A 24,446-nucleotide genomic window follows, 5' to 3' on the forward strand; every position below is an offset into this window, starting at 1 on the left:
ACTGCCCTATGGTAACAAGTTTCACTTATGAATGTAAAGCGCCTTTATCTGGATGAGCCGCGTCCGCCGCGTGAACCGCCGCCGGAGCCGCCACTGCGTCCGCCGCGCGATGAGGTTCCGCCGCTGCTGCGTCCGCCCGAGCTGAAGCCGCCTTTGCCGCCCTTGGAGCCGCCGCCGGCGCTATAACCGCCGCGTGAGCCGCCGCCTTTGGTAGCGGGCGCGCCTGAGCCGCCGCCTTCATTGCTTCGGGCTACATGCGCCCGGAATTTCGGGCTCGACTTCGCGCCGCCCGGGTTGTACCCGGCACCGGAGCCGGCGCCCTTCGAAGCACCATAGCTGAATCCGCCGGCATCCGCGCCTCTGGACACATTGGTGCTGTAGCCGCTGCTCGGGCCGCCGCTTCTGGCGCCGCCGCCCTTATTGCCGCCGCGTCCGCCTGCGGCATTCGCTCCAGCCGCATAACCCGGAGCCGGGCTGCTGTCGCCGCCGCTGGCGAAGGCGCCATAGCCGCCGCCCGGTCTTGGCTTCGCCGCGCTCTTGCCGGCGGAGTCGCCGCCCCGCGGAGCCGCAGCCGCGCTGTACGCGCTGCGCTTGCCGCCACCGCCTGCCGCGTCCTTACGGCTGCGGCTTCCGCCTTCCGCAGGCGCACCCCAGCCGCCTGCTTCCTTGCCGCCGCGTCCGCGTCCGCCCGGACGCCCTGCGCCTGCGGCTTCCGCGCGCGGAGCACCGCCGCTGCGGCCCTGCCCGCGGCCGCCGCGTCCAGCACGCGCCGCTTCAGGCGCTGCGCTCTGCCGCCCGCCGCGCGGCGAGCCGCCGCCTTGCACAGAGGTGAATTCGCCAACGCCGAATTCATCCTTCTCGTACCGGCGGCGGTCCAGCCGCTGGGAGATGCCGTGCTCGATCAGTTCGAGCCCGGCGCGCTCACGCGGCGAAGAGAACGTGATCGCAAGGCCTTTGCCTCCGGCGCGGCCCGTGCGGCCGATCCGGTGAATATAGCTGTCCGCATCCAGCGGAAGATCGTAGTTGAAGATGTGGGTAATGCCCTCCACATCAAGCCCGCGGGCTGCCACATCCGTAGCAACCAGCAGCTGCAGCTTGGCATCGCGGAACCGCTTCATGACCGCTTCGCGTTTGCCCTGCGACAAGTCGCCGTGTAATTCATCGCAGTCATACCCGGCTGCCTGCAGCGCTTCGTTCAGCTTGATGGCCCGGCGTTTGGTCCGGCAGAAGATGATCGCCAGGTACGGGCGGTCCCGCTCGATCAGGGAGATCAGCGCTTCTTCCTTATTGCGGTCAGAGCATTCCACCACCTGCTGGCGGATATTGTCCAGCGGAATCGGGGAGCCGCTTTTGATAATGATATCAAGCGGTTCTTTCATATAATTCGCAGCCAGTCGTTTGATCGGGTCCGGCATTGTTGCAGAGAACAGCATCGTCTGGCGGCGGTAAGGCACAGCCGTAATGATCGTCTCTACATCTTCCAGGAAGCCCATGTGCAGCATCTGGTCCGCTTCATCCAGCACCAGCATCTTCACGCCGCCTAAGTCCAGCGTCTCCCGGCGCAGGTGATCCAGCAGCCGTCCCGGCGTTCCGATAATCAGATGTCTGCCGCCTTCCAGCTTGCGGAGCTGTTTCTCCACATCCTGTCCGCCATAGACTGCCAGAATCTTCACTCCCGTATGGCGCGCCAGCTTGCGCGCTTCTTCGGTAATCTGCAGCGCAAGTTCACGCGTCGGCGCGAGAATAAGCGCCTGCGGATAAGCCGCCTCTACCCGGATTTTGTCCATAATCGGCAGCAGGAAAGCCAGTGTCTTCCCTGTTCCCGTCTTGGCACGGGCGATAACATCGAGACCCTCTACCAGCGGCGGAATCGCCTCTTCCTGCACCGGCGTCGGCTTCACGATTCCCTGCCCCTTGAGCAGATCGTTTAGTACTTCTGAAACTCCTAATTCTTTAAAACCCGGCAATTGCTCCACCTCACTATTTTCCCTAAGTTTTCACTTCATAACTTATATTCATCCATTTATCGGAGTAATGTACGCATTCACAAGGCTTGGCCTGCGGCATAAGCCCGTTATCAGGCGGCAACGGCTGCACCGTCCTGCATAGTGTGCTGTGCCAGGACAGCCAGTCCAGATATCGCTCTCAGGTATCCGTATCAAACAAAAGCGGAAGAACCCCGTTGCCGGAGCCCTTCCGTTCCACTGGCCCGCAAGGCTGCAGTCGAAGTTCGGTTTCTGGGGCAGCAGCGATCCACCGGACATTCAGACGGCACTCCATTTGCGTTCCATTACACTTTAATTTTGGGCAAGTTATCTTTATATATTGTACTTGATTTCGCGCCGCTTGTGTGCATCTGCGGAAGAATAATTATTTCCCGGGACTTATCCCGCTAGAATCTTCCTGATTTGAATATCGAGAACAGCAGCCATATAATCATCAGCATAGCGATGACGGAGCCGATCTCCACGATGGGGAAATCCCAGAGCAGCGAAGGCTCACCGCGCAGAGAGGAAGCAACAATCAGACCGGCCATAATAATGCTGAAGGCCAGCAGTACGATACTGAAGGAGAGCCGGTTGCCGACCCGGCTGAACTTGTGCTCCAGATTCTGGAGCTCAGGTACCCCAATCTCCACCTTGAGCTTCCCCTTGCTGAGCAGTGCGGAGAGTTGCCGGGCCTGGGCAGGAAGCTCCACCAGACTCTCGGCAAGATCGGCTACTCCGCCGAGCAGCTTGCGCTGCAGCCGGCTTCCGCTGAAGCGCTGCTTCACCAGCTGCCTGCCGAACGGCTCGGCCATCTGCACTATGCTGAAGGCCGGGTCGAGGCTGGCGACCATGCCCTCCAGCGTCAGCATCGTCTTGCCCAGCATCGCGAGATCCGGCGGAATAACCAGCCGGTGCTTGCGGGCAATGCCGAACAGATCATTCAGCGCCTTGCCGATGCTGACCTGCTTGAACGGGATATCATAATACTGCTCCCGCAGCCGGTCCATATCATCATGCAGCGCCATCCGGTCGGCATCCTCCGGAATCACACCCAGCCGCAGAATGGCCCGTACCATCGAATCGGTGTTCTTGCGCATCAGTGCGATCACGAGTGCGGACAGCCCGTCCTTCATTTCCTCGCTCAGCCGACCGACCATCCCGAAATCAATCAGAGCCAGCTTGCCGTCCTCCAGCACCATGACATTGCCCGGATGCGGATCGGCATGAAAGAAGCCATGGATGAAAATCTGGTTCAGCATCATCTCTACAAGCTGCTGGGCAATAGTCTTGAGCTTGACGCCCTTGTTCAGCAGCTCATCCCTGCGGTTCAGCGTAATTCCGTCCACGTATTCCATCGTCAGCACCCGTGTCGAGCTGAAATCCCAATAGATGGCCGGTATATATACATTATCCTGGGCAGTCAGATGCCCGGCTATACGTTCGGCATTGCGCCCTTCCTGGGCATAATCAAGCTCGGCCATCAGGGCGCGGGAGAACTCCTCGACCATCCGGGTTAATCCGTATTGCTTGGCCCAGTCCATCTTCCGCTCAGCCAGGACGCTTAGATCCAGCAGAATCTCAAGATCCCGACTCATGGTCCGCATGACGCCGGGACGCTGAATCTTGACCGCTACACTCTGGCCGCCGTGCAGCACCGCCCGGTGCACCTGACCGATGGAAGCCGCAGCAAGCGGGTTGTTCTCGAAGTACTCAAAGACCGCGTCCATATGCTGATCGAGTTCCTGCTCGATAATATTGCGGGCCGTCTCGGCCGAGAACGGCGGCACATTGTCCTGCAGCTTAATAAGCTCCTGTATAATTGAATCCGGCAGCAGATCGGAACGTGTACTGGCGAGCTGGCCCAATTTGACAAACGTTGGCCCCAGATCCTCCAGCACCCGGCGGATCCGCTCCCCGAGTGTTACGCTTTCGTGAACCTCCTGCGTAATAATCCGGCGCGGAAGGGACAGGAGATGATAGAGGCCCAGTTCCTCCACCATATAGCCGAAGCCATGACGCATCAGCGCCATGGCTATTGCCCGGTAACGGCCGGCATGTCTTATGCGGACTGCCATTTATTCCGTATGCGTTTCCGGCACGACATCCTCCTGGGTGCGGGGAGCCGTATTGCCCTCCAGCTCGGCCACGCGGCGTTCAAGCACAGCAATGCGCGATTCCAGTCCGGCAATGTCTCCTTGAACAGGCACCTTGAGCTCCTTCAGCACCTTCTGAACCTGCTCATGTACAGCTGCTTTGAAGGTACCGCGTTCTTCTTCACCGCGCTCCACCAGCCGGTCAACCAGTGCCTTGGATTCCGATGGCGCAAGCTCGCCCCGCTTGACGAGTTCATCTACGACCTTTTCAACCTTTTCCTTGCTGACAATGGTGAGGCCCACTCCTAAAGAGATTGCTTTCTTGAACAAATCACTCATGGTACTTCCCTCCCAAAGATTCCAGTTATGGTTAGAGTATACCCCTTAGCGGGCCAATTCACAAAATAACCCCACAAAGTGGGGCCAAATCTTCGATGATTACTCAGGTACTTTGCGGGGACCCCAAAATATATACTGTCTTTCACAAAAGTCCGGGTTTATCTGGGAATCCGTGCCGCCCAAGTGGCTGCGCCCAGAATCAGCTGGCGGACTGCCGGATGACGGAACGACGGCTCATGATGGCCGGGCATCAGATAGACAACCCGTCCCTGACCGTAGCTGTGGCACCAGGCCGCAGGCAGCATTTCCCCGTCCGCTTCATATTCAAGCAGAATCTTCTTATCGGTGAAGGGGTCGAATTCGAAACGGTACGGCTCTTCATCGAGCTGGAAATCCTCAATGCCTTCGGTAATATCATGTTCCCGCACCTTGAAATTCAGCGGTGCATAGGGAGGATGTCCGGTGAATCTGCCGCCGATCAGATGTGCCAGCTCATACCGCTTCGCCAGCGAAACACCGGTATGCAGGACAATCAGGCCGCCGCCCCCGCTTACATAACTCAGCAAACCCGCCGTCTGCTGGGGAGATACGGTTTCGTTCCATAATTCGTTATATGCAATGCAGAGATCATATCCTGCCAAATGCTCGCTTAACAGCAGCTTTTTATTCTCCGAGCACTGTACGGTCAGAAGATCATTCAGAATCTCGCTGACCTGCTTGTCTACGCCTTGCAGCGGGTGAAACCGCGGGTGGGTATAATCGCCAAGTAACAGGCATTTTCTCTTATCCATGGGTCTCCTCCTCCTTATTTCTTTATCTTTGTGGTGGAACGTTGCCTATTATTCTAAGTAAAACAGCCCCGGATGTCCATCGAATCGGCTGCTTTTATAGTAAGAAAACGCTAATCCGGGTTGTCCAAAAAGAATTCCCGTCCTGTACCGGACGGGAATTCCTGCTATGGGTGCCTGTGCAGCCCGGCTGGTGCTACCGGTTACCGGGAAGCCGCGATATAGCGGCCCAGCTCTACGAACATGCTGCCCATCCGTTCATGCTCCGGCATAATGATCCGTTTCACGCCCTCTTCCTTGAGGGCTTCGGAGGTAAGCCGGCCGACAGATACAGCCAGCACTTTATCCTCCAAAGCCTGAACGAGTTCTTCCAGCCTGCCCTGCTCCCGCGCATACTGCGCCAGGAAACGGAATTGCGGAGCACTTGTGAAGGCTACCGCGTTCACCCGGCCTTCTGTAATATCCGCCAGCAGCAGAGCCAGCGCTCCCGGCTCCGGCTGCGTGTACCGGTACGGCTGCACCCAGCTGACCTCTGCTCCCGCCTGCTCCAGCCACTGGACCAGATGCGGGGCAGACTCTCCGTGCAGCTGCAGTCTGACCCGCTTGCCCTGCAAATCCCAATCCTGCAAACCGCGGATCAGCCCTTTGGTGCTGCCGTCATCGTCGCGCACCACGGGCTCCAGCCCCCGCTTCTTCAAGGCATTGACTGTCTTATAGCCGCGCGCAGCAATAGGTGAAGCGAAGAGAACTTCCAGGAAGCGGTCCGCAAGCTCCAGCTTCGCGGCCATCTCGAATAATGCGTCGAGTCCCATTCCGGTCGTCAGAACTGCCAGGTCCGGCGGCTGGTCTGTCCAGGCCGTCAGCCCGTCACGCAGTGCAGCATCATCCAGAAATGAAGTCCCCTGGGCCGGACGGTGCAGCGCTGTCCCACCCATATTCTGTATCAGCTTGGCCATTTCTTCCGCCTTGCGCGGACCCGCCAGGGCAATGGTAATGCCCTTCAATTGCTCTGCCATGAATGCTTCTCTCCTTCGTCACCCCATATTATTGCTTATCAGTATACTTGCAAAAGGAGGTAAAAGGGAAGACCGCCGCGCACTTTCTGCTTCAGGAATTCCGCTGGTCTCCGGAACTACCGCTACTCTGCCGGACGGTATCCGCTGCACCCGGAGCCTGATTTCCCGGATATAATTTGAATTTGCCGACCAGCCGCTGCAGTTCATCGGCAAGATGGCTCAGATCTGCCGAGGAAGAAGCGATCTCTTCCACCGATGCCAGCTGCTGCTGGGCAGCAGCAGAGATGGTTTCGGTATTGCCTGCCGCCTCCTGGGTGATCCCTCGGATCTCTCCGATGGCCTTCTCCATACTATCCGCTTCTGCCGTCAGCGTATGCACTGCCCCATTCATCGCTTCAATCTTCTCCGCCGCCCCTTTAACCGCCCTGCGGATCCGTGAGAAGGAGCGTCCGGTCGTATCGACCGCCATAATACCTTCGGATACCCGGTTCTTCGCATACTCCATGGTAGCTGTAGCCTGGATCATCTCCGCATTAATGGAAGTAATCTGTTCGGAGATCATTCTTGCCGACTTCTCTGATTCTTCAGCCAGCTTGCGCACCTCTGAGGCGACAACCGCGAAACCGCGGCCCTGCTCGCCTGCTCTGGCCGCTTCAATGGAAGCATTCAGCGCCAGCAGATTGGTCTGCCGCGAGATCCCGGTAATTACACCGACAATCCCCTGGATCTGTCCGGTCCGCTCATTAAGCTTATCAATGACCCCGCCCAGCTCCTCTACCGTTTCATGAATCCCGTTGATCTTATCGACTACGCTGATTACAGATTCATTCCCCTCTGAAGCGGAGAGCGAGGTCTTGTCCATCATCGCCGATACCTGCTCCATGAATCCGGAAATATGCTCTACCTCGCTTGTAGTGGCAGCCGTACTTATCATTCCTTTATTGACACTGTTAACCTGGCGCTCTGTTCCGGCAGCTACCTCCTGGATCGCTATCGTAACATGCTCTATCGCTTTGGTAGTCTGCTCAGCCCCCGCTGTCAGTTCCTCGGCGGATGAGGAGACATTGTCGGTCATCTCCTGTACACCGGTAATCATCTGCCGCAGATTGCCGACCATCAGGCGGAAATTCTCAGCCAGCAGGCCAATCTCATCTCTGCGGAAGTCCCCGATATCCTGTGACAGGTCGCCCCCGGCGATTAGCTCTGTCGCTCTGCGCAGCCGCATCAGCGGCTTCAGGATCGACGAGACATTGAAGTAGATAAGCACCAGCGCCAGCAATACAGAAACAGAGATTACAATTAATACCGTCTCCCGGATATCACTTGTCGCACGGGTAATCTCATTCTTGCTGATGGTCCCCCCGATTCTCCAGCCCGTCAGCTCATTCACCATGAAGGTCATCTTCTTGGAGGAATCCTTATAGTCATAATCGAAGCTGCCGCTCTCACTTTCGAACATTTGCTTCACGAAATCAAGTGAGGACTCCTCGCCAATAGCTTCGGTCGGGTGAACCAGGAATTTCTTGCTGCTGTCGATAATCAGAATATAACCTTCCTCGCCTACCTTGATATCTGTCAGATCGGCCAGCGAAGACAGGTTCAGATCCAGACCCACTACCCCGTTCCCGCCTTCCAGCACTGCTGAAATGGCAATAGCCGACTCATTATTTACCGTCTGGAATACCGGTGAGATCACAATCCCGCTGCCATGCTTAAGCGCATTGATATAAGCGTTCTCCTTGCGCGGGTCATAGCCGTCCGGCAGCTGGATATCAGCCGCACGGATGCCCTTGCCTTTACTGGTTCCGGCATAAATATCAAGCACATCGGAATGCAGTTTGGCATACTCCTTAAGTCTGGCCTCCAGTGCAGGCGCCCCCGCCCCCGCCGCTTCATTGTTAATAGAATCCGCCGTGAGCTGCGCAGCGAAGTAGTTAATATCATCAATTTTGGATTGAATGTTTGCATCGATAATTTCGTTAACCGCCACTACACTTTCCGTGGCATTTTGGGTGAGCTGCTCCCCAACTTTACTGCTGGCCGATTGATAGGTCTGCCAGCCTATAATGATGCTGGGTACAAGCAAAACAAGCAAATATGTAAGAATTAGCTTCGTGCGGATGGTCAGACGCGCCTTTTTATTCATATGATGGGCTCACTCTCTCTTTCTTTATGGGTCTTAAGCACGATAAATCTGCAGCCTCAATATATAATTAAATATCGCCCCTGGAAATCCTCTTTTCTCCGGGAATTCATTATAATTCTCCTATGTTGCTTAATAATTTTCATATATACACAGCAAAAAACCGTTTTTATGAAAACGGTCTTTTGTTATATTTATTCTTTTTTCTAGTGCGAATTCTTATTCCGGCAGGCTGGACATACGCCTCCAAATACAACATGTGTATGGGTAATGGAATAACCCGTATCCTCCGCTACCGTATCAATCCACGCCTGCGGAACCTGACTCATCACTTCATCCACTGCGCCGCAGATTTCACAGATAATATGCTGATGGTCGTCCAGACGGGCATCATATCTGCTGGCCGCCTCTCCGAGCTTCAGTTCACGGATCATTTGTTTATCCGAAAGATACCGCAGCGAATTATAGACAGTCCCATAGGCCAGGTTATGCCCCTGCTCTACAAGACGGTTCATTACTTCTGCAGCAGTAGGATGGTCATGGGAATTACGGACGATATCATACACGGCCTGACGTTGAGAGGTTAAGTTCAGCGTTCTCATCTTTATCATCCTCTAACTTGTTTTTAGATCAAGTATAAGTCCTAGTGCCGGAAGCGTCAATCCGGGCAGGACTCTATTTGATCATTCCCGAGTATTTCACATCCACATCCGTCTTAACCTGAAATTTCAGCCGGGGATAGAGCCTCTCCCATACCGCCATTTCTGTGTCATTATTCCAGTGCCGGGCCCCGTAATGCAGCCCCCAGCCCATAGGGTCCATCCCGCTGTCCCGGATTCTGATCAGCAATGCTGTAACTGCCTTGCTGAGTTCCGCTGCTCCTGACTCCCCGATCTCCTTCAGCATGTGGTGAGTTACCATATCCTCAGTACTATTTTCCTCCAGAATTGCCCGGATCTTAATGTTGTACCGGATGTACGGGTTATCCTCCTGCTGCGTCACGATCCGGTAGCTGGAGGAGCTGCTCTCTGTATAGTACTGGTACATCCCGCCGCCTATGTGAGCCGGAAAGTTCGTCCGCAGATTGGACCGGGACAGCAGATTGAACAGTCTGGTCTCGTCAGGCGTGAGAACAAGCTTAATTTTATTCTTATCCAGCAAGGCAATCTTATCGATTAGGAACTGCTCTTCCCCCTGCGCTTCAATAATAGGCAGAATTGGATCGATACCATTCTCATAAATACTCCGCATCAGCTGATAGGAGAACACTCTGGAGATAAAGGGCGACTCTGTGCCTTGTCCGTTCATCGCCAGAATCAGCGAGTTGGACGGGATTCGCTCGGACGGCGGCTTCACCTGCAGTACTTCCAGCGCCCCCGGCCTTCCGATGGCAAAATTCAGGATCAGCTGGATATCTCTGCGCCGCACCGCCCAGTCCATCACATGCCTGATGTCTTTGGCAGCGATTTGTTCACCCAGGATCAGCGACTTGCAGTGGACATAGTCCAGCTCCTTCTCCACTTTGGACTTCATTCTGCGCAGTGCCTCGGAGATACTCTCCGATTCTTCGGTAAGGATCTGCATCTTCTCATCGATCTTGGTAACATCCCCTTGCGGGATTGCCAGCTTCAGGCTCACCTTGAATGTTCCTTCCACCTTGCCGGGATCGATCCCGATGGCGACCACAAATATTCTCCGGTCGATATCTTTGAAATTGCAGCCTGTCACTGTCATGCACATCAGCAACAGCAGAAGGCAGACTGCACTCCTTTTTGTTCTCATCCCCTCCGCCTCCTTACAATCCAGTAGCACCAGAACAGCAGGAGAATCAGCAGCAGCTCCCCGTACCAGCGGATATGCAGCAGGAATACCCCAAGCAAATTAAGGTCGTATTGATCCATACGCATAAGGGCGAAGGCTCCGGCAGCAAACAGGACCAGGATAACGATCTCCTGACGCAGTTTTTTCTTAGGCTTCTTAGCCGTGGAGGGCAACAGACTGAGCAGCAGCTCTTTGCTGACATGCCACTGGATAATGGCGCTGACCAGAGATAATGTAATGTAGGCGAAATAGAAGATATACAGCATGCGTTCGATCAAGAAGGCTTCGATGCGGATGCTGTCTGCCGTTGTAAACCACGTATACACATGCCGATCAACGCCAACGGTCCCGTGATATCCGATCGGCACAAAAAAGCATATGGCAAGCACCAGAAAACCTTCCAGACTTAGAATCCATATATGCCTCAGCTTCAGTCCATGAAATACCCGGTTGAATACCGCCAGATTGATATAACCGCTGAAGGTAAATGTTGCGGCCGCAATACTGTTCATATCCGGGGCATGCAGAGAGTGAGTCATCACCTGTAGCACGGCATCCCAGCTGAAATCCGGGTTAATAATCGCCTTGACTGTTGTATACAGAATTAAAGGCAGGGTAATCCCCAGCGTAAGCTCCAGTCCGTAGAGCAATGACAGCGAGTCTATCCGGGAACACAGGCAGACAACGGCCAGGAAGCCGAGTAATATTGCATACGGCCCTGTATCCGGGCTGATAAAACGCAGCGTAATGTCCACAAAGGACAGCAGGATCAGCGCCCCGGCCATATACCAGAGAACCGCATATACAAAAATCAGCGGAGCAGCCAGCTGCTTCGGCAAGGCCGACCCGAAGATTTCCGGCAGTCCCTGTCCGGGGAATTTATTGATGACTTTGGTGAACAGGTAGATAAACAGGGTGCCCGTAACCACCGCAACCAGAATGGAGGACTGCGCCCCGTCAAAGCGGGCATCGATCAGCTCCCGGGGGGCGAAATTAATGATGTTGATCAGGGTATTCATGAGAAAAAGACAATAGAAATAGCGGCTCTTAGCCATCACTCCCCACCGCTTTTCTTCCTCAGGGCCGTTCCCAGCGTATCGAGGAAAAACATCTTGAAATACGGCTGGCCGAAGCTGCGCTGGCTGCATAAATACATGGTGAAGCCCACCAGGCAGATGACAACACCGACAAGACCGAGCACTGCCGCAGCTATGACGAAGAAATATTTCAGCACACGGATGGAGAAGCTCATCATATTCAGCGGAATCAGGAAATTGGATATCGCCACAACGGAAACCAGAATAATCATAATGTTGCCGATCAGTCCTGCCGCAGTAGCGGCTTGGCCCAGAATCAGACCGCCAACCGTAGTGGCCGTCGGACCAATAGCCCGGGGCAGCCGCAAGCTCGCTTCGGTCAGAAATTCCATCATGATCATCATAAGAATGACCTCGACAAAAGAAGGATAAGGCACCGTAGCACGGCTTCCCCCAATCAGCAGGGCAATCTGCACGCGCACAATCTCCGGATTATAGGAGGTGAAAGCAATGTACAGGGCAGGCAGCCACAGTGTCATGGCCACACCGAGAATGCGCAGCAGCTTTAAGAAACGTCCAACAAAGGGAAGATGGATTTTATCATCCATAGCTGTGAAGAAATCATTGAAAATAGACGGGAGCACAATCGCGTATCCGGTAGTGTCCAGCATTACAGCGACCTTGCCTTCAGCCAAATTGAACACCACCCGGTCCGGGCGCTCCGTAACAATCGTTTTGGGGAAAATGCGCAGCTTGTCGCTGCTGATATATTTCTCCAGCTCACCGGCAGCCTGCAGAACATCCAGCTTAAGAGAGTCCAGCTTCTCTTTTAATTCGGCCAGGACATTGTGATTCACTCTGCTCTCGTCATAGAGTATAGCCACCTTGGTCTTGGACACGTTGCCGATGATGGTGAACTCCATCTTCAGTGACGAGGATTGATAACGCCGCCGGATCAGGTTCAGATTAACCGCCAGACTCTCGCCCAGCGCATCTGACGGGCCTTGGCTGATACTCTCGGTTATCGTTTCTTTAACACCGCTAACCTCAGCCTTGAGCGCATCGAAGAAGCAGAACCGGCCAGCCTGGCCTATACAGGCATAACCGCTAAGCAGAAGGTCCAGCGCGCGCTTCCCCTCTGTAACCTCCTCACTTCCGGGGTAATCCGCAATGTAGCTGTAGTAAGCTGCCGGATCGCCCATCTCGTAGAACGGCGCAACCACATTCCGGCTGATGGTCTGTCCATCCGTAACACTCTTGATATACAGCAGGCTGACCTCTCCAGAGGGAACGGCCATGATCTTGTCCTCAAGGTCACCGAAGCCGCTCAGCTGTTCCCTGATCCATTCGAGGGTCACTCCCTGCTTATGCATTTGTCCTGACATGGATCTTTCTCCCTCCAGGCCCGAATTTCCGGGGACTTCCCCTTATTTTGGCACTGTCGCCCTCTTTTCATGCACCTTCAGCCGGGCTAAGGCGTTTCTTTTACCGGAAGTGTGGTAATAAATGAAATGAATAATGACTAATGGAGGGATCAACTCATGAATTCACAGGATCACCGCTCGCAAGGTCTTCCGCAATTTCCGGAATCATTATGGAGGGGCAGCACGGAGCTGCCCTCTTTTCCGGAGCTTGCGGAAGATCATGTCACAGATGTAGCTATTGTCGGAGCAGGCATTACCGGCATTACGACAGCTTATTTACTGTCCAAGGCCGGGTATAAGGTCTCTCTGCTCGAAGCCGGAGAGATCCTCGGCGGCACCACCGGCTTCACCAGCGCCAAGATCACCGCCCAGCACGGAATGATCTACAGTGATCTGCTGAAGCACTTTGGGGAAGAACAGGCCCGGCTCTATTTCCAGTCAAACAGTGAAGCGCTGGAATGGATGATCGCTACGGCTGAAGAACTGGGGCTGTCCTGCGGGTTGACGCGGGAAGCTGCTTATCTGTATGCCGATATGGGAGATGAGAAGACGCTCAAGCAGCTGGCTGCTGAATTCGAGGCCTACCGCAAGCTTGGACTGCCCGGAGAATGGCTGGACCAGGTTTCGCTGCCACTGAGAGCCGGCGGTGCGATCAGGCTGCCCGGACAAGCCCGTTTTCATCCGCTGGAGTACCTGAAAGGGCTGCTGCAGGTCGTGCTGGACAACGGCGGCACGGTATACGAGCATACGATGATCGGCGAAAAGGTCGATACGGACGGGCATCTCACTCTCTATACCGAAGGGGAGAAGTTCAAAATTAAATGCCGCCATGCCGTGTCCGCCTCCCATTTTCCATTCTATGATGGAGGCTCCCTCTATTTCTCGCGGCTGCACGCGGAGCGGTCCTATTGTCTGGCTATTGAGCCGGAAGCAGATTATGAGGGCGGCATGTACCTGAGTGCCAGTGAACCTACCCGCTCGCTGCGCGCGGTGGAATGGGACGGGCGGAAACTGGTTATCGTCGGCGGTAATAACCACAAGACCGGACAGGGCATCTGCACCTTCGGCCACTATGAGAATCTGGAGAAGTTTGCGGGAGAATTGCTCGGCATCCGCAGCATTCCCTTCCGCTGGTCGGCGCAGGATCTGATTACCCTGGACCGGGTCCCCTACATCGGCAAGCGGGCGGAGGATGAAGAAGTCTATATTGCCACAGGCTTCGCCAAGTGGGGCATGACCAGCGGAACGCTGGCTGCACGCATGATTGCAGATGGAATTATGGGAAGCAGCAACCCTTATAAGGAGCTGTACGTTCCGACACGCTTCAAGGCTAATCCGGGCATCAAAAATTTCATCGTGCAGAACTTCTCGGTCGCCAAAGAGCTTGTAGCCGGAAAAGTGGAGATTATCCATAAAAAAACAGACGAGCTTGCGCCGGACGAAGGGGCCGTTGTTTTCCATGACGGCAAACGGGTTGGCGGCTACCGCGACCCTGAGGGCAAGCTGCATCTCGTGGACAGAACCTGCACACATATGGGCTGTGAATGCGAGTGGAATGACGGGGAACGCTCCTGGGATTGCCCGTGCCACGGCTCCCGCTTCTCTTATGAGGGCGATGTGCTCGAAGGACCGGCCACAGTGCCGCTTAAGAACCTCACAGCCAAGCAGTGAGCCTGCTTCCTATACAGCAGTGTACAGAGACATTCAATTAGAATGAACTGTCTTGTCCCTCTCCGCCTGTCCCGGCGTGATTGTCTCTGTCCGCTCAGGTATAATAGCCTTATGTTCATCCAATATATAGAATTTCCTATCTTAAGGAGCGTGACGACAGGTTATGGATTTAAGAGGAACCAGTATTGTAATTACAGGTGCAGGTAAAGGCATCGGCAAAGCACTCGCGATGGCACTCGCTAAAGAAGGCGCCAACCTGGGGCTTATCTCCAGAACTTCAGCAGATCTGGAGGCACTGAAATCGGCATTGACTGAGGTATATGACATCAAGGTCAGCATTGCTGTAGCTGATATCGCGGTGCGTGAAGAAGCAGAGCGGGCTGTTGTCGCCCTGCAGAATGACCTTGGCCCGTTCGACGCGCTTATCAACAATGCCGGGATTGCCCAGTTTGGCACTTTCCTGGAGATGGACCCCGCTGACTGGGAGCGCCATATGCAGATCAATCTGTTCGGCACTTATTATGTAACCCGTGCGGCACTGCCTGCTATGATTGAGCGTTCCAGCGGCAACATCATTAATATCTCTTCTACAGCAGGAGAACGCGGCTTCGCTACAGGCTCAGCCTATTGTGCTTCCAAGTTTGCTCTGATGGGTATGACGGAAGCGCTGGCGATGGAGGTCCGCAAGCATAATATCCGTGTCGTGGCACTGACCCCCAGCACCGTCAACACAGGTCTGGCCACCGGTGCCGGCTTGAAGATCGGCGATGAAGACCGGATGATGCAGCCCGAGGATGTGGCCGAGCTGACGCTCGCTGCCCTGAAGCTTCCAGACCGCGTCTTCCTGAAGACCGCTGGCATCTGGACGACCAATCCGCAATAACTAAGGCAGATTTCACCCACACCCTATGAGGAGGACTTGGCATGCTGGTAGTCACCAACACGATTAAGATCAAAGAAGGACATGGGGAAGCACTCGCCTCGCGTTTCGGCGCAGACAATGGAGTGCAGAGCATGCCCGGATTTATCCGCATGGAGGTCTGGCAGGGCGCGCCCAAAGAAGGCGTGGAGGAACTGAAGATCTGTACTGTCTGGGAGAGCGAGGAAGCGCTGAGCGGCTGGACGTCCAGTCCCGCCTTCCGCGATTCGCACCGCGGGGCCGGCCGGAATGAAGCCATTATCGGCGCCTCACTCGACAAGTATGAGCTGGTACTCAGCCGAACTTCCGGTAACTGAATCTAGCCGTTATACGCATATACACAACAGGGATGCCCCGCAGCCTTTAAGGCTTGACGGGGCATCCCTGTTGTTGCTTCTGTAGTTCACAACCCGGTTATTCGCGGCCTGCTGCCGGAGACTCGCTCATGTCCTGATGCTTGCCCGGCCAGAAGGCCCGGCGGCCCAGAAGCACGGTGATGGCCGGAACCAGGAACGGCCGGACCACGAAGGTATCGAGCAGCACACCAATCGCGGTGATGATGCCGAATTGCACCAGCACCTGAATCGGCAGACTCGCCAATACGGCGAAGGTACCAGCCAGAATGAGTCCGGCGGAGGTGATTACCGATCCGGTTTCGTTCACACCTTCGGCGATGGCCTGCTTCAGCGGCATAGTTTTACGCTTTTTCCAGATATTCGAGATCATGAAGATGTTATAATCCTCGCCCAGCGCTACCAGGAAGACGAAGGAATAGAGCGGAATTGCGCCTTGAATCGCATCTGCACCGAGCAGATAATGAATAATAATCCAGCCCAGGCCGAGTGCCGAGAAGAAGGAGAGAATTACTGTAGCCACCAGATAAATGGTCGCCACTACAGATCGGAGATAGATCAGCAGCAGCACTGTAATCATCCCGATAACCACCGGTATAATCAGATCGGTATCCCGTTCACCGAGCTCCTTGGTATCATGCTGGGTAGCGGTCTGTCCGCTAATCCATACCTTATCCTGCGCGTTCTCTATTCCCGACTCCGCCAGAGCCTGCTCTACAGTAGCCTGAAGTGCCGGAATGTGATTCATCGCCTCGATGGAATACGGATTAGCCTTGAATTCAATATCATATGCAGTGATGTTCTTATTGACGGCCCCCTGCTGCGGATCAGACACTACGTCCACATAGGACAGGCCTCCCAGGATGACCTTCAGATCCTCTCCGCCGATCAGGCCCTCTGTATCCACCATCAGCTTAGCCGGCGCCAGCTCTCCGGGAGAGAACTGCTTGCCGATCAGGTCGAACCCTTCACGCGATTCCATATCTTTCGGGAAGGAGGATAGGATATCATAGGTGAATTTAATTCCGCTGGAGAACGAAGCCAGAATGCCCAATACCACCACGGTTACTCCTACGATCGCCCATGGCCGGGAAATGACAAGATGCCCGATTCCTTTTTGGGACGAACGCTTCGGCTCCGGTACCGGCTTCCCCTTGGCCTTGGCCCGCTCAATCTCCATTTGCGGAGTGCGCGGAACAAACGGGAAGAACGAGGTTCGCCCGAAGATAGCCAATAGTGCCGGAACCAGCGTCAGACTGGCAATCCCCATAATCAGAATGGAGACACTGAACGGAACCGCAAAGCGGTGGTACGCCCCGTATTTGGCCAGCAGCAGCGCGAAGAGCGCAAGGACAACTGTGAATCCGCTCATGGCGATCGCTCCGGAGGAATGGGTGATTGCACTCAGCAGTGCACGTCCCTTGTTCTCCTCAACCTTCAGCATCTGGCGGAACCGGGAAATCATAAACAGGCAGTAGTCTGTCCCCGCCCCGAAGAGCAGCACCGTCATAATAGATACGGCCTGCGAATCCACCGTAATCCAGCCTTCCTCTGCCATCTTGCCAAGCAGCGGACTAGTCACGCCATAAGCAAAGCCGACGCCAATGAGCGGTATCAATGCCAGAATCGGCGATCGGTAGATCAGGAGCAGGAAGACCAGCACCAGAATTACCGTTGCAATCAGCAGTGAAACGTCGGCATTCTTGAACAGGCCTGTGGCATCTACCGATATCCCGACAGGGCCGGTAACCCGCAGGCTTAAGTCGCCGCTGTCTTGCTTCACTACAGAAGGGTCTGTGCCTGTTTCAGTACTCACCAGCTTCTTCATCTCAGTCAGCGATTCCCCGAGCTGGTCACTGTCTGCCTTCTTGTCAAACAGCACCGGTGTGACGAGTGTGCTTCTATCCTCCGACAGTGAAGCCTGCAGCGCCTGCGGCGGCAGCTGACCAAGCGGCGGAACGAAGTTCTGATGCGCGAGCGGCTGCTGTTCAAGCTTGGAGTATACAGCAGTTATATGTAAGAGATCATCCTCTGATAAGCCGCCTTCACGATGCCATACCAGCAAGGCCGGTACGCCGCTTCCGGCAGGGAATTCTGCCTCTGCAAGGGCTGCTGCGCGGACAGATTGCGAATCCTCCGGCAGGTTGGGCGCGTTATTGACAACCTGCGAGTTCACTGAAGGCCAGATCATAGTCAAGGCCCCTACAACTGCAATCCACACCAGAAGGGTAATCCATTTTGTTTTGCCTCCTGCTACCCATTTACCGTAGCCTGACATTCCTTTCATCCTCTCTCCCATCCGCAAGCCTAAAATGAGCCGCGGGTCATTTTTACTATCCTTATCATATATACCCTAAAAATTTTAAGCAAACCTTTTTTCTAAAATAATAGATAGTTAGAGTTACAGTGGCCGACATTGCCTCAAGAACCCCCTGATTCATAGTGTCTATGACGGGTGAACTCCGTTGTCTCTATTTCTATTATTATCTGGAAACTAGTATATGATACCAAAGGAAAATAGATGGCTCTACTTAAGCCGCGCGGCATGATTCTGCCCGAAATGTTGCACAGAGTACAACTTTGCTCCTTAGATAAATGCGTACACAGGTGAATTATTGTATGATATACAACAATTACCACGTTATGTTACTTCAAAGACGGGAAATGTTGCCTTTTGTACAACAATTTTGATTTTAGGCTGATTTACCGGGGGGATTGTTGTATTTTATGCAGGATTTTTAAGCGAATAGTCCTTTACCGCCACCTAATTCCAGCTCAACTGACCGTATATAGTAAAAGCCCCGGCGTTCACGCAGACTGCCTGCAGTGAACGCCGGGGCTATGAGCTAAGCTGAGGGATACAGCCGATTGTTAAAATACATCTTCACAGTACATTTTAGAGCAGATGTTTGGAGTAAATCTCTACAGTTTACCCGCGGTCATATACCGTTTAGCCCACGTCCGGCAGATCATCCCCGGAGAACTGGCTGTTGTAGAGGTCGGCGTAGAAGCCGCCTGCTTCAAGCAGCTCCAGATGGGTGCCCTTCTCAATCACGCTGCCCTGATTCATAACCAGAATCAGATCCGCATCACGGATGGTGGACAGGCGGTGAGCGATAACGAAGCTGGTTCTGCCGTTCATCAGCGTATTCATAGCCTTCTGGATCTGCACCTCCGTGCGGGTATCGACGCTGCTGGTGGCTTCATCCAGAATCAGGATTGAAGGATCGGCCAGGATTGCCCGGGCAATAGTAAGCAGCTGCTTTTGCCCTTGGGAGATGTTCGAGGCTTCCTCGTTCAGGATCGTGTTATAGCCCAGCGGCAGCGTACGGATGAAGTGGTCGGCATGAGCAGCCTTGGCTGCCCGGACCACATCAGCCTCCGTAGCACCTTCCCGGCCGTAAGCGATATTGTCACGGATGGTGCCGTTGAACAGCCAGGTATCCTGGAGCACCATACCGAATTTGCTGCGCAGCTCGCTGCGCTTCATATTGGTGATGTTGACACCATCGATCACAATCTCCCCGCCGCTGATCTCATAGAAGCGCATCAGCAGGTTGATCAGGGTCGTTTTGCCGGCTCCGGTCGGACCTACAATGGCAATAGTCTGTCCCGGGCTGACCTCGATATTCATGTCTTCAATGAGGATAGCATCCTCTTTATAGCCGAACTTCACGTGGCGGAATTCCACGGAGCCCTCTTCTGCATCCGCTGGACGCTTCGCAAGTGAAGTCCCCACCTCAGGAACTTCCTCTTCTTCATCCAGCAGTTCAAATACACGTTCCGCCGAAGCGATGGTGGACTGGATGATGTTGGCGATATTGGCTGTCTGCGTAATCGGCATAGTGAATTGGCGCGAATACTGGATGAAGGCCTGGATATCCCCGACATCAATCGCTTTTTTGGTTACGAAGATCCCGCCGACCACACAGACGAGCACATAACCAAGGTTCCCGATAAACATCATCAGCGGCATAATAATCCCGGAGATAAACTGGGATCTCCAGCCGGAATTGTACAGGTCATCATTAATTTTGTTGAAGTCCTTCAAAGAGTTCTTCTCGCGTCCGAACGCTTTGATAATACGGTGTCCGGTATACATTTCCTCAACATGGCCGTTCAGCTGTCCCAGCGACTTCTGCTGGCCGATGAAATAGGTCTGTGAGCGTTTGGTGATCAGCATAATGACCACGAAGCTCAGCGGCAGCGTTACTATGGTAATCAACGTCAGCCACGGGCTGATGGTAAGCATCATTACGATGACACCAATAATCGTCACAATGGACGTAATAAGCTGGGTCAAGCTCTGCTGCAGGGTAGTACTGATATTGTCTACATCATTGGTCGCCCGGCTTAATATTTCCCCGTGCGTCCGGGAATCGAAATACTTCAGCGGCAGCCGTTCAAGCTTGCTGTTGATCTGCTCACGCATATCATATACGACCTTTTGCGCCACACCGGCCATTACATACTGCTGTATATAACTGAACAGTGAGCTTAACAGATACAGTCCGGCCAGGAGAATCAGAATATCATTAATATAGCCAAAATCAATCTTCGCTCCAGGTACACCCATCAGCTTGCCATAGGCGCCTTCAAACAATTTGGTGGTAGCTCTACCCATTACTTTAGGGCTGAAAATGCTGAATATGGTACTGGCAATCGCCATCACAAACACAATAATCAGCTGAACCTGGCGCGGGCGCAAATACCGGGTCAGGCGCCGCAGCGTTCCCTTGAAGTCCTTGGCTTTCTCAGCCGGCATCCTCATGCCCGGACCGCCGGGTCCTCCGCCCGGTCCGAAGCCGCCACCTGAACGCCGGGGCGGTTTCATGTCTCTATTCTGCTCACTCATGCTATTTCCTCCTCTGACAACTGCGAGGATACGATCTCGCGGTACACCTCATTGTTATCCAGCAGCTCACGGTGTGTGCCCATTCCGACAATTTCACCGTCATCCAGTACGATAATCCGGTCTGCATCCATAACCGTACTGACACGCTGTGCGACAATAAGGACTGTAGATTCTGTAGTCTCCCCCTTCAGGGCAGCACGCAGCTTGGCATCGGTCTTGAAGTCAAGCGCCGAGAAGCTGTCATCAAACAGATACACTTCCGGTTTCCGTACCAGTGCACGGGCAATGGACAAACGCTGCTTCTGGCCGCCGGAGACATTACCTCCGCCCTGGGAGATTTCCGAATTGAAGCCGTCCTTCATAGCGGTTACGAAATCATAGGCTTGGGCCACCTTGGCGGCATGAAGGATTTCATCCTCCGTAGCGTCTTCCTTCCCGTAACGGATATTCTCGTTAATGGTACCGGTGAACAGCACGGCTTTTTGCGGGATATAGCCAATCTTGCTCCGCAGATCCTCCTGCGTCATCTGGCGTACATCCACTCCATCGACGCGGATCGCACCTTCAATAGCATCATAGAATCTTGGAATCATGCTTAGCAGCGTTGATTTCCCTGACCCGGTTCCGCCGATAATAGCTGTAATCTCGCCGGGGCGTGCACTGAAGGTAATTCCGGACAGCGCAGGCTGTTCAGCCCCCGGGTAAGAGAAGGATACATTGTCGAACTCCACAAAACCGCGCATTCCGTCACGGCCGTCCGCATGGGTAGCTGTAGCCGTAGTCTTCAGGTCTGCGGTTGTCGGATCCATAATTTCAGGCTGCATATCGAGGACTTCATTGATACGCAGTGCAGAGGCAGAGGCTCTTGGAATCAGGACAAACATCATCGAAACCATGATGAGGGAGAACATAATCTGCATTGCATATTGAATGAAGGCCATTAGTGAACCTACCTGGAGATCGCCGTCGCCAATCCGGATTCCACCATAATAGAGGATAGCGATCATGGAGAAGTTCATCACGATCATCATCAGCGGCATCAGTCCGGCCATAACCTTATTCACTTTGATTGCAGTATCCGTCAGATCTGCATTGGCCAGACTAAACCGCTTATTCTCATGCTCAATCCGATTGAACGAGCGGATTACGCGGATACCGGTCAGATGCTCACGCAGCACAAGGTTTAATTTATCCAGCTTGATCTGGATGGCTTTAAACAGCGGAAGTCCCTTCATTCCAATGAAGAAGATCGCTCCAACCAGCAGCGGAATGACCACTACAAAGATCAGCGAGAGCTTGGCATCCTCGGACACCGCCATAATGATCCCGCCGATCATCATCATCGGAGCACCAATCATCATGCGAAGCATCATAGTTAATACGGTCTGGACTTGTGTAATATCGTTGGTGGTACGTGTAATTAATGATGCCGTACCCAGCTTGTCGAATTCATGCAGCGTGAAGTTCTCGACATGGTTGAACATCCGTGACCGGGTGTTCTTACCGAAGCCGGCTGCAACCTTAGCCGACAGATAGCTGGCAATAATGGAGCAGACTGCACCGCCGGCCGCTACCAGCAGCATGAAGCCGCCGATTCTCCAGATATAAGGCTGATCGCCATCTACAATCCCCTTATCAATAATGTCACTCATCAGGGTCGGGAGATACAAATCCCCCATGGACTGCAGGAATACGAGAATCAGTACTGCGGCTATTGCCAATCGGAAGGGTCTCAAATGCTTTAGTAATTTAATCAAGTTTCTCATCTCCGTTCATTTGTAACCGGTCTAGATTAGGCGGAGGATTGTCTTTCATGAAGGCATGTACTTTAAGCAGCAGCTCTGCCAGCTGGTCAGACTCTTCCTCACCCAGATACTCCACCATTTTGTTAAGCGTGGTGTCCATGTGCTTCTTGGCCTTGCGGGTAATAATTTTCCCCTGTTCCGTCAACTTGATGCGTACCACTCTCCGGTCGGAGGCGTCGGCTTGCCGTTCCACCATCTGCTTAGCCTCCAGACTGTTGATCAGCTGGGTGACCGTGGGCGGAGTCAGCCCCAGAAAGCGGCTGATTTCAGAAACCTTGAGTCCTACATCAGATGAATGGGACGCCCGTGCAATACATATCAATAAAGTCATCTCACTTGGCTTATGACCCTCCACGGAATGATGCAGGTGGCCTTTGCGCAGCTTCCGGAGTGCGGAGAAAAGCTTGTGTCCGACTGAATTTTCATCTTCTCTATTTATCCCAATGTTCCCACCTCCTTTTTAGTTAGGTATACAAATAATTAAATACTATATTAATTAGGCTACCTAATTATATTTTCCGAGCAAACCTTTGTCAATTCCTGAATACGCTATCAATTATTACAGATTGAAGAACGCAGGTAGATAGATGTTTGTACTTTTTTTCACATAACCACGTACAAAAGCTCCCTCAGCACGGATGGCCGGGGAGTAATCCTTAGATAAAGTAATGATAAAGCTAAATAACGCCAAAACGCTGGCTCTCATGATCAGTAACTTCTTCACGCTGTCTTACCTCCCGCAGCAGCTCCCTGTAAGCGGTCTGCTGGGTGTCGGAGGAAGCATCTCTGTTCAATTCGAACAGCGTCACACAATTAATGAAGTCCTTTCCGCTATTCAGCCTGACGGTTAACCGCAGACATTGAATAATATAGTCAATTCCCTTGGAGTACTGTTTACGGGAGATATAATACATGGCGATTTGGTAATAAAGACGGTACACACGGTCCACATTAATCGGGTCCTGAAATTGTTCAAACCGCAGCATTTCCCTGGAAAAGCGTGACAGCACAGCGTCTGCAGAGAATCCGAAACGGTTGGCCGACTCCAGGATAATGACCATACCGGATAGGATCTCACCGGGATGCTCTGCCAAAAAAGCTATATATGCCGGCAGCACCGAAGTATTGCCCATTAATATCTCAAGAGTAAAGCCATTGGCTACAGCAAACAGCCGGAAGCTATCCACGGCACTGCGCCCTTCATCATCCAGCAGCTCAAACCATCCCAGATCCGCATAACCGGCGGTGTATTTCTTGGCCTGCTCATATTCTCCCCGCTTGGTAAGCGCCGAAGCCTTCAATAGATAACCATGGCCATAATAGACTACCAGCGGGCGTTCCGCCTGGAAAGCCTCCACCCGTTTCCCCTTGCTTCTGCGCAGCTCCTCACGGTAGATCCCATGGGCTAATGCCCTCAGCTCATCGGCATATTTCTCTACATCCTTCCAGCGGTGCAGGGCAAAGCATACCTTCGCCAGCTTAAGCAGCCCGTCGAGCTGCATGTCCTCGGGAAGCAGACCGCGAAACGGCTCGAAGCGGATTACCGCGCGCAGCTTCTGTTCCATATCCACATCAGGAGTAGACTGCAGGGATTTGAAAATACGGTACTGGCTGATGGCCAGCCGTTCTGAGTAGCTATCCGGCTCATTCTCTACAATAAGCCTGTAGAACACGACCGACTCCTGTGTCTTGCCGCTGCAGAACAGCCTCTCCGCAACCGTATAGACGATATCCAGCGGCCTGGGGTATTCCATAATTCTGCTCAACACTTCATCAATACACTGCTGCTTGCCAATTTCTGCACACCGGACCAAAAAAGGCTCCACACGGCGCCGGGAAATTCTGTCCTCACTAAAGCACTCTTCCACATATAGCGGATACAGCCAGCCCTCCGGGAATCCGAATGCCCGGGTCATCGCATCCATTTGTCCCAGAGAAATCGGCTTGGGCGGATTGCCATGAAGGATCGCACTGAGACTACCGCGGTTGAGTCCGGATATTTTGGCAAATGAGGCAAGATTATGGCCCGAGCGGGACAAATTTTTCTCAATTTCCGTTCGTAGCGTTGTCAGTTTCGCCTCCACCCGGCACCTCCTCAAGGATTCACTTGTAACCCTTCTATTTATTGCCATTATAGGTGATGACTATTGAAAGCACAACAAAACGGCCCCACATCGTGAGACCTCAACATCCA

18 protein-coding genes are annotated in these 24,446 nt (G+C 53.7%); 3 read left to right on the plus strand and 15 right to left on the minus strand.

All coding sequences use genetic code 11. The features are described 5' to 3' along the window. Nucleotides 1-44: 44 nt before the first annotated feature. The 10 genes from P40081_RS38075 to P40081_RS34020 all read right to left on the minus strand — a co-directional run bounded on the left by P40081_RS38075 (nt 45) and on the right by P40081_RS34020 (nt 12,610). Nucleotides 45-1,967 (minus strand): DEAD/DEAH box helicase, encoded by a 1,923-nt coding sequence (locus tag P40081_RS38075; RefSeq protein WP_081970327.1) that lies wholly within the window; start codon nt 1,965-1,967, stop codon nt 45-47. Between the two features lie 425 nt (nt 1,968-2,392). Further along, nucleotides 2,393-4,063 carry an ABC1 kinase family protein gene (locus P40081_RS33980; protein WP_042140289.1) on the minus strand — a complete coding sequence of 557 codons (1,671 nt, stop codon included), beginning with the start codon at nt 4,061-4,063 and terminating at the stop codon, nt 2,393-2,395. Next, on the minus strand, nt 4,064-4,420 hold the full coding sequence (locus P40081_RS33985; protein ID WP_039305489.1) for a phasin family protein: 357 nt from the start codon (nt 4,418-4,420) through the stop codon (nt 4,064-4,066). A 158-nt stretch (nt 4,421-4,578) separates the two neighbouring features. Continuing rightward, nucleotides 4,579-5,211, minus strand: coding sequence for a ThuA domain-containing protein (locus P40081_RS33990; RefSeq protein ID WP_042140290.1), 633 nt, complete (start codon nt 5,209-5,211; stop codon nt 4,579-4,581). Nucleotides 5,212-5,411: 200 nt separating this feature from the next. Then, nucleotides 5,412-6,224 (minus strand): uroporphyrinogen-III synthase, encoded by an 813-nt coding sequence (locus P40081_RS33995; protein ID WP_042140291.1) that lies wholly within the window; start codon nt 6,222-6,224, stop codon nt 5,412-5,414. A gap of 91 nt (nt 6,225-6,315) precedes the next feature. Next, the gene (locus P40081_RS34000; RefSeq protein ID WP_052422141.1) at nt 6,316-8,370 is read right to left on the minus strand and encodes a methyl-accepting chemotaxis protein; all 2,055 of its coding nucleotides are present in this window, start codon (nt 8,368-8,370) and stop codon (nt 6,316-6,318) included. A gap of 203 nt (nt 8,371-8,573) precedes the next feature. Then, nucleotides 8,574-8,969, minus strand: a complete 396-nt coding sequence (locus P40081_RS34005; protein ID WP_039305505.1) for a Fur family transcriptional regulator — start codon at nt 8,967-8,969, stop codon at nt 8,574-8,576. Between the two features lie 73 nt (nt 8,970-9,042). Continuing rightward, the gene (locus P40081_RS34010; protein WP_042140292.1) at nt 9,043-10,149 is read right to left on the minus strand and encodes a Ger(x)C family spore germination protein; all 1,107 of its coding nucleotides are present in this window, start codon (nt 10,147-10,149) and stop codon (nt 9,043-9,045) included. Next, nucleotides 10,146-11,243 carry a GerAB/ArcD/ProY family transporter gene (locus P40081_RS34015; protein ID WP_042140293.1) on the minus strand — a complete coding sequence of 366 codons (1,098 nt, stop codon included), beginning with the start codon at nt 11,241-11,243 and terminating at the stop codon, nt 10,146-10,148. The genes P40081_RS34010 and P40081_RS34015 overlap by 4 nt, the downstream gene beginning before the upstream one ends. Further along, nucleotides 11,243-12,610: a spore germination protein gene (locus P40081_RS34020; protein ID WP_052422142.1), complete on the minus strand. Its 1,368-nt coding sequence runs from the start codon at nt 12,608-12,610 to the stop codon at nt 11,243-11,245. The genes P40081_RS34015 and P40081_RS34020 overlap by 1 nt, the downstream gene beginning before the upstream one ends. Nucleotides 12,611-12,766: 156 nt before the next feature. Between P40081_RS34020 and P40081_RS34025 the strand changes: the two genes are divergently transcribed. The 3 genes from P40081_RS34025 to P40081_RS34035 all read left to right on the plus strand — a co-directional run bounded on the left by P40081_RS34025 (nt 12,767) and on the right by P40081_RS34035 (nt 15,556). Beyond that, nucleotides 12,767-14,320, plus strand: coding sequence for an FAD-dependent oxidoreductase (locus P40081_RS34025; protein ID WP_042140294.1), 1,554 nt, complete (start codon nt 12,767-12,769; stop codon nt 14,318-14,320). A gap of 163 nt (nt 14,321-14,483) precedes the next feature. Next, nucleotides 14,484-15,203 carry a 3-ketoacyl-ACP reductase gene (locus P40081_RS34030; RefSeq protein ID WP_039305517.1) on the plus strand — a complete coding sequence of 240 codons (720 nt, stop codon included), beginning with the start codon at nt 14,484-14,486 and terminating at the stop codon, nt 15,201-15,203. 41 nt (nt 15,204-15,244) lie between these two features. Beyond that, nucleotides 15,245-15,556 carry an antibiotic biosynthesis monooxygenase gene (locus tag P40081_RS34035; protein ID WP_042140295.1) on the plus strand — a complete coding sequence of 104 codons (312 nt, stop codon included), beginning with the start codon at nt 15,245-15,247 and terminating at the stop codon, nt 15,554-15,556. A 97-nt stretch (nt 15,557-15,653) separates the two neighbouring features. Here P40081_RS34035 and P40081_RS34040 read toward each other — a convergent pair whose 3' ends face one another. The 5 genes from P40081_RS34040 to P40081_RS34060 form a co-directional block, all read right to left on the minus strand. Continuing rightward, the gene (locus tag P40081_RS34040; protein WP_042140296.1) at nt 15,654-17,879 is read right to left on the minus strand and encodes an MMPL family transporter; all 2,226 of its coding nucleotides are present in this window, start codon (nt 17,877-17,879) and stop codon (nt 15,654-15,656) included. Nucleotides 17,880-18,542: 663 nt separating this feature from the next. Then, the gene (locus P40081_RS34045; protein ID WP_042140297.1) at nt 18,543-20,447 is read right to left on the minus strand and encodes an ABC transporter ATP-binding protein; all 1,905 of its coding nucleotides are present in this window, start codon (nt 20,445-20,447) and stop codon (nt 18,543-18,545) included. After that, complete coding sequence (locus tag P40081_RS34050; protein WP_042140298.1) at nt 20,444-22,204, minus strand: ABC transporter ATP-binding protein; 1,761 nt, start codon at nt 22,202-22,204, stop codon at nt 20,444-20,446. The genes P40081_RS34045 and P40081_RS34050 overlap by 4 nt, the downstream gene beginning before the upstream one ends. After that, on the minus strand, nt 22,197-22,583 hold the full coding sequence (locus tag P40081_RS34055; protein ID WP_052422143.1) for a MarR family winged helix-turn-helix transcriptional regulator: 387 nt from the start codon (nt 22,581-22,583) through the stop codon (nt 22,197-22,199). Before P40081_RS34055 ends, P40081_RS34050 begins: the two co-directional genes overlap by 8 nt. Before the next feature lie 346 nt (nt 22,584-22,929). After that, nucleotides 22,930-24,336: a hypothetical protein gene (locus P40081_RS34060; protein ID WP_052422144.1), complete on the minus strand. Its 1,407-nt coding sequence runs from the start codon at nt 24,334-24,336 to the stop codon at nt 22,930-22,932. Nucleotides 24,337-24,446 lie beyond the last annotated feature (110 nt).

The sequence above is a fragment of the Paenibacillus sp. FSL P4-0081 genome, assembly GCF_000758565.1.
Taxonomy (GTDB): Bacteria; Bacillota; Bacilli; order Paenibacillales; family Paenibacillaceae; genus Paenibacillus_AQ; species Paenibacillus_AQ phytohabitans.